The following is an 11,642-nucleotide window of genomic DNA, read 5'->3' on the forward strand; positions in this document are numbered from 1 at the left end:
CCACAAATCAATATCTTGTAACAATTGGGCTTCTAATGATTATGATTTTCCTAAGATAATGCCAGAATGTTAAATAGCTAACATAGTCTTGTTGTAATACCGATTAATCTTTGCCATAAGTGTTTACTTCAACTACATCAGTGTCTCGTCTTGCCATTGCCCCAAGCCAAGTAATTCGCTGTACCCTAGCTCAGAGTGGGGAAGCGATCGCACGGATAGGCAAAAACCCCTTGGTAGTGGGGGGCGTGCAATCTCTTGCCGTAGTTCAACCGCAGTTGCAGCTAGCATTAGAACAACAACAGCTAACTACTGCCTTTGCTCACTATAGTCCAGATTGTTCCGAATCAACTTTGGCTTCCTTGAGAGCTAAGGTAGAACAACATCAAGCTGACATGATTATCGGTGTTGGTGGTGGTAAAGCTTTGGATACTGCCAAACTTTTAGCCCAGCAATGTCACATACCTGTTGTTACCATACCTACATCAGCGGCAACTTGTGCGGGTTGGACTGCCCTTTCTAATATTTACTCCGAACAAGGCGCTTATCTCTACGATGTGCCTTTGGAACGTTGTCCCGATCTATTTTTGTTGGATTACAGCTTAATTCAAACTGCCCCACAGCGGACTTTAGTTGCGGGAATAGGTGATGCTTTGGCGAAATGGTACGAAGCATCCGTCAGTAGCGGAAATTCTCAGCAAACCTTTATTATTGGCGCAGTTCAACAAGCCAGAGTTTTACGAGATATCTTATTCCAAAAGTCTCACGCTGCTTTACAAGAACCAGGGGGAGAAGATTGGCGAGAAGTGGTTGATGCCACTGTGATGTTAGCAGGTGTGATTGGTGGGTTAGGTGGGGCGCAATGTCGCACTGTCGCCGCCCATGCTACACATAATGGATTAACTCACATTCTGGCAGCACACAATGCCCTGCATGGTGAGAAGGTGGCTTATGGGATTTTGGTGCAACTGCGTTTGGAAGAAATGCTGCAAGGTAATCAGTTAGCAGCTGCGGCGAGACAACAATTACTCAAGTTTTACGCGGAAATTGGTTTACCGCAATCTCTGGATGATTTAGGTTTGGGGAATATTACTTTAACCGAGTTGCGCCAAGCGGCTGAAATTACCTGTTCTCCTAATTCTGATATTCATCGCTTACCTTTTGAGGTTACGCCGGATCATTTGATGGCAGCTATGGTGTCTACGAAGATTCAGGAAGAGGCGAGGAAGAAGTAGGTTGGGGACTGGGGACTGGGGAGATGGGGAGATGGGGAGATGGGGGGATGGGGGGATGGGGGGAAAGTAAGGACAAGAAGTAGGGTGCGTCAAAAATACAAGAGGCAGAGCCTCTGTCTTTCGTTCCCAGGTTGAACCTGGGAACGAGATTGGGGAGGTTCTACCTCCCCTGCTGCAAGATCTGAGCCCACAACTTAAAACTTTCCTAGTCCCCAGTCCCTAGTCCCTAGTCCCCAAAAGGTGACATACTTTTCAAACACCCTTATTGGGTGGGTTTTTTTCTCTTATTGGGTGTTTAGGCAGTTGTGCAATAAGTTATAAAGATGAGTTTAAATTGGATTACTCCGGCTGAACGATTACAAGCTTTGCCTCCTTATGTTTTTGCGCGGTTGGATGAGTTGAAGGCGCGGGCTAGGGAACAGGGTTTGGATTTGATTGATTTGGGGATGGGAAATCCTGATGGGGCGACTCCTGGGCCTGTGGTGGAGGCGGCGATTCAGGCTTTGCAAAATCCGGCTAATCATGGTTATCCGCCTTTTGAGGGGACTGCTAGTTTCCGGCGAACTATTACTGATTGGTATAAGCGTCGTTATGGGGTGGAACTCGATCCGAGTAGTGAGGCTTTGCCTTTGTTGGGTTCTAAGGAGGGTTTGACTCATTTGGCGATCGCTTACATCAACCCAGGCGATCTGGTTTTAGTTCCTTCCCCTGCTTATCCCGCCCATTTTCGCGGCCCGGTGATTGCTGGTGGTGAGGTTTATAGTTTAATGTTAAAGCCGGAAAATGATTGGTTAATTGATTTAGGGGCGATTCCTGATGAGGTTGCCCAACGTGCCAAAATTCTCTACTTTAATTATCCGAGTAATCCGACTGCGGCGACTGCTCCCCGTGAACTTTTCGAGGAAATTGTCGCTTTTGCCCGTAAACATGAAATTATGTTAGTTCATGATTTGTGTTATGCGGAGTTGGCTTTCGATGGTTATCAGCCGACTAGTTTATTAGAAATTCCCGGTGCAAAGGAAATAGGTGTGGAGTTTCACACTATGTCTAAAACTTATAATATGGCTGGTTGGCGTGTGGGTTTTGTTGTGGGAAACCGTCATATTATTCAAGGTTTACGCACTTTAAAAACTAATTTGGATTATGGGATTTTTGCGGCTTTACAATCAGCTGCGGAAACGGCGCTGAAGTTGCCAGATGTATATTTACAAGAGGTGCAAGAAAGATATCGCCTGCGTCGGGATTTTTTAATTGATGGGTTGGCGAGTTTGGGTTGGAATGTGCCAAAAACTAAGGCGACGATGTATCTTTGGGTGCCTTGTCCGCCTGGTGTGGGATCAACAGATTTTGCGCTTTCCGTATTGCAACAAACTGGTGTTGTAGTTACTCCGGGAAATGCCTTTGGTGTTGCTGGTGAGGGTTACGTGCGAATCAGTTTAATTGCTGATTGCGATCGCCTAGCTACTGCTTTGCAACGCTTGAAACAGGCTAACATCCGTTACCAATCAGAAGCATTAGTTGCTAGTTCAGAGTGAAAGTTAAATTTGTAGTAAATTACGTAATTATTGGCTGGGCTTTTGTTGGCTTAGTTATGATTTGGTGGCAAAACCAATTTGTTGCTAATGGGTATAGTTTTTCCACCAATTCTATTCATTCAGATCCCCGACTTCTTGAAGAAGTCGGGGATCTAGTGTCAGTCAATCAATCAGCAATTAATCCGCAAGTTATAGCTGCTAATACGCGATTTAGTTTAAAGCTATTTTCGCAGTTGCAAGCCAAACAAGCTAATCAGAATATTTTTATTTCTCCTGCTAGTGTGAGCATGGCTTTGGCGATCGCTTACAATGCCAGTAATGGTGAAACTAGACAAGCGATCGGTCGAACATTAGAATTACAAGAAATCAGCATTCAAGATGTCAATGAAGCGAATGCACTAATCAAGAATCAGCTGCAAGAATCTGATTTAAAATCTCAGCTTCAGATAGCTAATTCCTTGTGGATCGATAAACAAGAAACTATTAAACCAGATTTTAGTCAAAAAATTCAACAGCACTATCAAGCGGAAATTCAAAGTATTGACTTCCGAAAACCTCAAGCCTCGGCTACGATTAATAATTGGGTGCGAAAAAGTACCAATGGCAAGATCGATAGTATTATTGAGCGTATAGAACCAAATACAGCTTTTCTTTTACTCAACGCGATTTACTTTCTCGGTAACTGGAAATATCCCTTTGCTAAAGAGTTAACTCAAGACTATCCCTTCACTTTGGTAAATGGAACTAAAAAGCCAGTCAAAATGATGTTTCAACAAATACCTGGGCTGAAATATTATGAAAATGAATTATTTCAAGCAATTTGCTTACCTTATGCTGATAATCGGTTAAGTATGTATGTTTTTTTACCTAATCCCAATTTGGGTTTAAGAGGTTTATATGAGAATTTAAACCATATAAATTGGCAAAAATGGATGAAAAGTTTCAATAGTAATGAACTAGAAAATGATTATTCTCAATTAATTTCCGTTGGATTACCTCGCTTTAAATTAGAATATGGAACTGATTTAGTAGATGCTTTAAAAGCTTTAGGAATGCAGATAGCTTTTAGTCAGAAAGCTGATTTTTCGGCTATTACTGTTCCTCCTTTATGGATTGGTAAAATTCAACACAAAACTTTTGTAGAAGTTGATGAAGAGGGTACTAAAGCCGCCGCAGTTACCGCGATAGGGGGTACTAGAGGAGGAGTAACCCAAATAATTGTCGATCGCCCTTTCTTTTGTGTAATTAGTGACAATCAAACCGGAACTATACTGTTTATGGGATCTATTGTAGATCCTCAGTAAAATGTGACTTTAGTCGATAAAATATAATTATCATGGGAGTAAATAAATAATGCTGGGCAAAAGTCAGCTATTTTCGTTCACAATTAAATTAATCACCCATAATTAACTTAAATACTCTATGTCAGAACCTCGCTGTGTCATGATTTGCCAACACACCTCTTGCTTGAAAAATCGATCGGCAGAAGTGTTAGCCGCCTTTCAAGCCAGAGAAATGGCAGAAGTAGAGGTAAAAGCTAGTCCTTGTCTTGGACAGTGCAGTTCTGGCCCTACGGTGAGAATTTTACCTGATGAAACTTGGTATTGTCGCGTTCAACCCATTGATGTTCCTGAAATTGTGGAACAACATCTCCAACAAGGCAAACCCGTACAAGCCAAGCTGAACCCTAGAATTCATTTAAGAATGGAAATGTTTTTCTCTCCTTAGCAATTTAACATTAAAAAACCATGAAGTATGAACAAGATAAATTAAATTATAAATTTTCCTGGTTTGACTGGTTTTGTCTGTGGTATCCACCAGGTTGGTTGATTTTATTTAACCGCCATTGGCAAAGATATCACGCCGATCCTGATGGTTGGAATTGGCTAGAATATATTTTGTTTTTAATTCCCGGTGGTTTTTATTTAGCATTATTAATTCGGTGGTTGCGGCTTGGTTGTCGTTCTCCCCGCCAAGAAAGTGGAGAATTTAACCCGAATTATCAACAAGCTTTTCGCCAAGAAATTCTTGCTCCCATTGCTAAATACTATTTTCGAGGAGAGTTAAAACAGGTAGAAAATTTGCCAGAAAGTCCACCGTTAATAGTAGCAATAAATCATGCGGGAATGTGTTTCCCTTGGGATTTTTTAGTGTTAGCCTATTTGTTAGGAGAAGCCCGCAATTGGACTGTGCAACCTTTGGCTGGTGTTTCCTTATTTGAACATCCTTGGATGATGTGGTGGCTACCACCTGGATGGTCAAAAGTTTTAGGCGGTGTGAGAGCAGAAATAGATGATTTTGCAGATGCAGTTTCCCACGAAATCATTTTACTTTATGCGCCAGAAGGTATACGTGGGCCTGGTAAAGGTTGGTTTTCCCGTTATCAGTTAGAAACTTTTCATCCTAGTTTTATTAGTTTAAGCGATCGCTATGAGATCCCTATTTCCCCAGTAATTTGTTTAGGCAATGAATACCTCCATCCTTGGACGATCAACTTCAGAAAAGTAGGTAAAATCTTTGGTCTACCTTTTTTACCCGTTTCGTTTTTAATGCCTATATTTGCACTTTTTCCTTCAATGGGTGTTTGGGCAATGAAAACTCGACTGTCTTATTATGTTCAACCTATTTGTTTACCAAATAATCCAACTGATAGTAATCACAGTAATGCTTATCGTCGCGCCCAAGAACTCAAAGAAAATATGCAAAAACAAATTAAAGAATTAAATAAGATCTGACGGGAACTTTTTATGCTACACATCGACTTAGGATCTGTAAATGCTTTTTAAGAGAGCAATTAACCAAGGGTAATTATGAAAAAACAACTCCTGAGTCTCATGAGTTTAACGTTAAGTTTAATCGTAGTCATTTTACTAACAGGTTCATTGATTCGACAACCCAAAGAAGTGCAAGCTAACGTAACAAACAGCAGTTTCACTAAACAAAATTCTAATAATATGAATCAAAAATTAGTGCAAGCAAATACTAATTTTGGGTTTAAATTATTTTCCCAAATTTTCGCCAAAAAGACCGATAAGAATATTTTTGTTTCCCCTAGTAGTGTTGCGATCGCGCTACAAATGACCTACAATGGTGCTACTGGTTCCACTCAACAAGCAATGGCTCAAACCTTACAATTACAAGGAATGAGTTTAGCAGAAATTAATCAATCTCAGTTAGCTTTAATGGAAAGTTTAACGAAGATCGATCCAAAAGTGCGGCTAGATATTGCTAACTCTCTTTGGTTAAAACAAGGATTTCCTTTTAAACCTGAATTCTTGCAAACAACAGAGAAATATTACCAAGCAAAAGCGACAAACTTAGATTTCAACAATCCCAATTCAGTAAAGATTATTAATAATTGGGTAAGCCAAAACACTAACTCGAAAATACCCACAATCATTGATAGTATCGATCGTTCAGCAGTTCTTTTTTTAATTAATGCCATTTACTTTAAAGGTAGTTGGCAAAAAGAATTTTCTAAGTCTGCTACCCAAGAAAAACCTTTTACCTTACTTAATGGAACGCGCAAACAGCATCCTTTAATGTCTCAAACTGGTAAATATCGTTACTACGAAAACGCTCTGTTTCAAGCTATTAGTTTGCCCTACGGTTCAGGACGTTTAAGTATGTTTGTATTTCTGCCTAAACCTAATGTTAAACTGGCAGATTTTTCCAGGAGTTTGACTGCGGAAAACTGGCAACAATGGATGAAACAATTCTCTTCTAGAGACGGACAAATAGTTTTACCACGATTCAAATTAGAGTATGATATTACTTTAAATGAAGCACTGCAAGCATTGGGAATGGGAGTAGCTTTTCAAAACCAAGCGAATTTTTCTAACATGACTTCAAAGGAAGTACAAATTGATGAAGTCAAACATAAAACTTTTGTGGAAGTTAACGAAGAAGGGACAGAAGCAGCAGCAGTAACCTCTGTGGGTATTAGGACAACTGCCGCATTACCAAGAGAAGAACCACCTTTTAACATGGTAGTCGATCGACCTTTCTTCTGTGCAATTCGCGATAATCAAACTGGAACAATTTTATTCATGGGTTCCATTGTAGAGCCGAAATAATGAATCCTGTAGGGTGCGTTACGGCTTGCGCCTAACGTACCATCAACCAATTTTTCTAGTAAATACAAACAAAATCGCAATATGAGCTATAACAAATTAGTGAGTGCTAATACTAAATTTGGGTTTAATTTGTTTTCCCAAATTGTTGCAAAAAATGCTGATAATAATATTTTTGTTTCGCCTAGTAGTGTAGCGATCGCGCTACAAATGACCTATAATGGTGCAGATGGTTCTACTCAACAAGCAATAGCTCAAGTCTTACAATTACAAGACATAAGTCTAGCAGAAATTAACCAATATCAGTTAGCTTTAAGGCAAAATTTAGCCAATATTGATCCAAAAGTGCAGCTAGATATTGCTAACTCCCTTTGGTTACAACAAGGATTTCCCTTGCAACCAGAATTCCTGGAAATAACAGAAAAATATTACCAAGCACAAGTTAGAAATTTAGATTTCAATAATCCAAATTCGGTAAATATTATTAATGATTGGGTGAACCAAAACACCAACACAAAAATTCCCACAATCATCGATAAAATCGATCGTTTAGCCGTTCTATTTTTAATCAACGCCATTTACTTTAAAGGTAATTGGCAAGAAGAGTTTTCCAAATCTGCTACCCAAGAAAAGCCTTTTACCTTACTCAATGGAACTCGCAAACAACATCCTTTAATGTGCCAAACTGGTAAATATTGGTTTTATGAAAATGCCGAATTCCAAGCCATTAGTTTACCCTACGGTTCAGGACGTTTAAGTATGTTTGTATTTCTGCCTAAACCAAACGTTAAACTGACAGATTTTTATGCTAATTTGACAGTGGAAAACTGGCAACAATGGATGACACAATTCTGGTACAGAGACGGAGAAATTGTTTTACCGCGCTTCAAATTAGAATATGATATTACTTTAAATGAAGCACTAAAAGCATTGGGAATGGGGGTAGCTTTCCAAAACCAAGCTAATTTCTCTAATATGACTTTAGAACAAGTACAAATCGATCAAGTCAAACACAAAACCTTTGTGGAAGTCAATGAAGAAGGTACAGAAGCAGCAGCCGTAACCTCTGTGGCGATGACAAGGGGGTTAAGTATAGGTTTTAAAATGATAGTCGCTCGACCTTTCTTCTGTGCAATTTGCGATAATCAAACCGGAACAATTCTATTTATGGGTTCAATTGTAGATCCGAAATAAAACTTGTTGAAGGTTCGTTGTAAGCACTTTAGTGCTAGTAGCGCTGAAGCGCTTACAACAAACGATTGGTTCGTTGTAAGCACTTTAGTGCTAGTAGCGCTGAAGCGCTTACAACGAACCTTAATTTTCTACGAAGCGATAACCTTTACCATAAACAGTGTGAATTAATTGAGTTTCATTATTTGCTTCGATTTTTCGACGCAACAAACGAATTAAAGCAGCTAACACATTGCTACTCGGTTGTTCTTCGCCACTCCACAAATGTTCGTAAATTTCTGTGTGAGTTAGTAATTCTCCGGGATGACGCATTAAATATTCTAAAAGCTGACTTTCTTTCTCTGATAATTCGATCGTTCTTCCTTGACGATAAGCTACTTGATTTTCTAAGTCTAATTCTAAATCTCCAACTTTTAATCTTTGATGAGTTGTGGCAGATTCTAACACCGTTACTCGCCGCAATAAAGCGCGAACTCTTGCTAATAATTCTCGTAATTCAAAAGGTTTGACTAAATAATCATCTGCGCCAGCATCTAAACCTTGTACGCGATCGTCTAAAGTATCTTTAGCAGTTAGAAATAAAACTGGAGTAGTTTTTCCTTGGCGACGCAACTCCTGACAAATTTCTAATCCTGAGATGTGCGGTAACATCCAATCAAGAATTAATAAATCATAATTTCCCTGGATTGCTAACTGACTTCCAGAAATGCCATCATATACTACATCTACAGTGTAACCATCGCGAGTTAACACTGCTTTGAGAGGATCGGCGAGTTCAGTTTCATCATCAACTAAAAGAATTTTCATAGAATTATTGAGAAAGGTACGTTGTTGCGCTTTAGCGCTAAATTCTAGCGCTAAAGCGCAACAACGTACTTAGTAATTATTTCTGCCATGCGGCACTACCTGTTACACTTTAAGATCCAACTAAGTTAAACATCAAAAATCGCTATGTTGACTGTTGCATTGCCAAAAGGCGCACTTCTGAAAGATACAATTCGATTATTGCAAACTGTGGGATTAGATTTCAGTGCTTTTTTAGAGTCTAACAATCGCCAATTACAAATTTCCGATCCTAGCAACACCGCCCAAGCTTTGTTAGTGAGGGCGCAAGATGTTCCGGTTTATGTAGAATACGGACAAGCACAGTTGGGAGTTGTCGGTTATGATGTATTGCGGGAAAAACAACCGAAAGTTGCCCATATAGCCGATCTGAAATTTGGTTATTGTCGGTTATCTGTCGCTGTAAAACAGTCTAGCCCTTATCGATCGGCCTTGCAACTTCCGCCTCATGGAAGAGTCGCTTCTAAGTTTGTTAAATGTACAGCACAATATTTTGAGGCTTTGGATTTACCTGTGGAAATTGTACCGCTTTCTGGTTCAGTAGAATTAGGGCCGATTACAGGAATGTCGGAAGCAATTGTTGATTTGGTTTCTAGCGGACGAACTCTTAAAGAAAACGGTTTAATTGAAACTGATGTGTTGTTTGAAAGTACTGCTAGATTAATTGCCCATCCTTTGAGTTATCGCCTTAATTCTGATGATTTACATGGTTGGTTGGATAAAGTGCGATCGGCAATTCTAGCAGTAGTATAATTGATTATTTCTCATTTGTCATCAGCCATTAGTAGAAGAAAGCAGAAGGGAAGAAAGTTGGCACACAGCTTTTTAACCTTTTTCATATTTTTAAATCTAAAATATAAAATGGAATAGCAGATAATTGCCAATTAGGTTTTAGAATGACTCGTTTATCACCCCTAAGAAAGGAAGATGTTTATCAAAAAGCGCCGCGCCGGGAAAGTGATTGGCGATTATTTTTGTGGCTAGTTCCTTATGCACGCCGGAATCAGAGATTATTAGTAATATCGATCGCCCTGTTACTCCCAGTAGCAATTTCTGGTTCAATTCAACCATTATTAATTGGACAAGCCGTTTCTTTAATTCGGGGCGAAAAATCAACTTTTCCTTTTTTACAAGGACTTCCTTTATATCAAGGTATCAATATTCTGGCAGGGTTACTATTACTGTCAGTAGCCATTCGCATCGTAGTTGTTAGTTTTCAATCTTACACAGTCCAGCGAATTGGACAACAAATTACAGCCGCAATTCGTGAGGATTTATTTACTCATGTAACCTCTTTAGCGGTGAGATTTTTCGATCGAACTCCAGTGGGAAAACTAATTACTCGGTTGACTAGTGATGTTGAAGCTTTGGGAGATGTGTTTTCTACTGGTGCGATCGGGATTGTCAGCGATTTATTCAGTATTTTAGTAATTGCCATTTTCATGTTAACTTTGCAATGGCAATTAGCGCTGATGCTGATCTTAATGCTAATACCTGTTTCCCTGGTAATTATTTATTTTCAAAAGCAATTCCGCCAAGCAAATTATAAAGCTAGGGAAGAACTTTCGGTGCTTAATTCCACACTTCAAGAAAACATTGTGGGAATTAGTGTGGTGCAAATGTTCCGCCGAGAAAAGTTTAACTCTGAGATGTTTCGCAACACTAATAAACGCTATATTCGGGAAATTGACATCACAATTTTTTATGATTCAGCTGTTTCTGCTACTTTAGAGTGGATTTCTTTAGTTGCGATCGCCTGCGTTTTAGGATTAGGTGGATGGCTTGTGTTGCGAGAAAACTTAACCTTTGGCATCTTATCCACCTTTATTTTATATTCCCAACGTCTCTTCGATCCACTCAGACAATTAGCCGAAAAATTCACCTCAATTCAAGCAGGTTTTACAGCTGTCGAACGGATCACAGATATTCTCAATGAACCGATCGAAATTCGCGATACCGAAACACCCAAATCTTTGCCCATAATTAGCTATGCTGATAATAATGGCGTTGCCTCAATGGGAGAAATTCGCTTTGAACAAGTTGACTTTGCTTATAAATCAAACGAATACGTTTTAAAGAACCTCGACTTTACCATTCATCCCGGAGAAAAAGTAGCTTTAGTTGGGCCAACAGGTGCCGGAAAAAGTTCCATAATTCGGTTATTATGTCGGCTTTACGAACCTACATCTGGACGAATTATTGTTGATGGAGTCGATATTCGGGACTTACCTCAAACCGAACTTCGTCGTCACATTGGCGTAATTTTACAAGACGGATTTCTCTTTTCTGGTGATGTCAAAAGCAACATTACTTTAGGTGAAAACTATTCCTTAGAAGCAGTCAAAGCCGCAGCCAAAGCCACCAATGTTGACCAATTCATCGAACAATTACCCCAAGGTTATGACACCGAATTGAGAGAAAGAGGAACCAATCTTTCAGGAGGTCAAAAACAATTATTAGCCTTTGCAAGGGCAGCAATCCGCGATCCTAGAATTTTAGTATTAGACGAAGCAACTGCCAATTTGGATGTCAGAACGGAAGCATTAATTCAGGAAGCATTAGAAAGATTACTTGTAGGGCGTACTGCAATTATTATCGCTCATAGACTTTCCACAATTCGCAATGTAGACCGAATTTTAGTACTGAAACGCGGAGAATTAGTCGAAACAGGAAGCCACGAAGAACTATTAGCAAAAAATGGACTTTATGCCAGTTTGTATAAATTGCAAATGTTAGGGTCTTAGGGATTGGGGACTGGGGATTGGGGA

General features: G+C 39.5%; 10 protein-coding genes. 9 read left to right on the top strand and 1 reads right to left on the bottom strand.

What is annotated here, in order from left to right; translation table 11 throughout:
• Positions 1-140 precede the first annotated feature (140 nt).
• The 7 genes from ACE1CI_RS29610 to ACE1CI_RS29640 all read left to right on the top strand — a co-directional run bounded on the left by ACE1CI_RS29610 (position 141) and on the right by ACE1CI_RS29640 (position 8,034).
• Positions 141-1,232: an iron-containing alcohol dehydrogenase family protein gene (locus ACE1CI_RS29610; RefSeq protein ID WP_413264689.1), complete on the top strand. Its 1,092-nt coding sequence runs from the start codon at positions 141-143 to the stop codon at positions 1,230-1,232.
• A gap of 323 nt (positions 1,233-1,555) precedes the next feature.
• Positions 1,556-2,767: an aspartate aminotransferase gene (locus tag ACE1CI_RS29615; RefSeq protein WP_413264688.1), complete on the top strand. Its 1,212-nt coding sequence runs from the start codon at positions 1,556-1,558 to the stop codon at positions 2,765-2,767.
• Positions 2,764-4,071 (top strand): serpin family protein, encoded by a 1,308-nt coding sequence (locus ACE1CI_RS29620; RefSeq protein WP_413264687.1) that lies wholly within the window; start codon positions 2,764-2,766, stop codon positions 4,069-4,071. The genes ACE1CI_RS29615 and ACE1CI_RS29620 overlap by 4 nt, the downstream gene beginning before the upstream one ends.
• A gap of 118 nt (positions 4,072-4,189) precedes the next feature.
• A complete protein-coding gene (locus ACE1CI_RS29625) occupies positions 4,190-4,495 on the top strand; it encodes a (2Fe-2S) ferredoxin domain-containing protein (protein ID WP_413264686.1) in 306 nt (101 codons plus the stop codon).
• A 20-nt stretch (positions 4,496-4,515) separates the two neighbouring features.
• A complete protein-coding gene (locus ACE1CI_RS29630) occupies positions 4,516-5,502 on the top strand; it encodes a 1-acyl-sn-glycerol-3-phosphate acyltransferase (protein WP_413264685.1) in 987 nt (328 codons plus the stop codon).
• A gap of 75 nt (positions 5,503-5,577) precedes the next feature.
• Positions 5,578-6,843, top strand: coding sequence for a serpin family protein (locus ACE1CI_RS29635; protein WP_413264684.1), 1,266 nt, complete (start codon positions 5,578-5,580; stop codon positions 6,841-6,843).
• Between the two features lie 81 nt (positions 6,844-6,924).
• Positions 6,925-8,034 (top strand): serpin family protein, encoded by a 1,110-nt coding sequence (locus ACE1CI_RS29640; RefSeq protein WP_413264683.1) that lies wholly within the window; start codon positions 6,925-6,927, stop codon positions 8,032-8,034.
• Positions 8,035-8,154: 120 nt separating this feature from the next.
• Here ACE1CI_RS29640 and rppA read toward each other — a convergent pair whose 3' ends face one another.
• Positions 8,155-8,838 (bottom strand): two-component system response regulator RppA, encoded by a 684-nt coding sequence (gene rppA, locus ACE1CI_RS29645; RefSeq protein WP_413264702.1) that lies wholly within the window; start codon positions 8,836-8,838, stop codon positions 8,155-8,157.
• Positions 8,839-8,982: 144 nt separating this feature from the next.
• Here rppA and hisG point away from each other — a divergent pair, with 144 nt between their 5' ends.
• Together hisG and ACE1CI_RS29655 are read left to right on the top strand one after the other, a co-directional pair.
• Positions 8,983-9,627, top strand: coding sequence for an ATP phosphoribosyltransferase (gene hisG / locus ACE1CI_RS29650; protein WP_413262467.1), 645 nt, complete (start codon positions 8,983-8,985; stop codon positions 9,625-9,627).
• A gap of 143 nt (positions 9,628-9,770) precedes the next feature.
• On the top strand, positions 9,771-11,618 hold the full coding sequence (locus ACE1CI_RS29655; protein WP_413262468.1) for an ABC transporter ATP-binding protein: 1,848 nt from the start codon (positions 9,771-9,773) through the stop codon (positions 11,616-11,618).
• Positions 11,619-11,642: the final 24 nt, after the last annotated feature.

Source organism: Floridaenema flaviceps BLCC-F50 (assembly GCF_041929275.2).
Taxonomy (GTDB): Bacteria; Cyanobacteriota; Cyanobacteriia; order Cyanobacteriales; family Aerosakkonemataceae; genus Floridanema; species Floridanema flaviceps.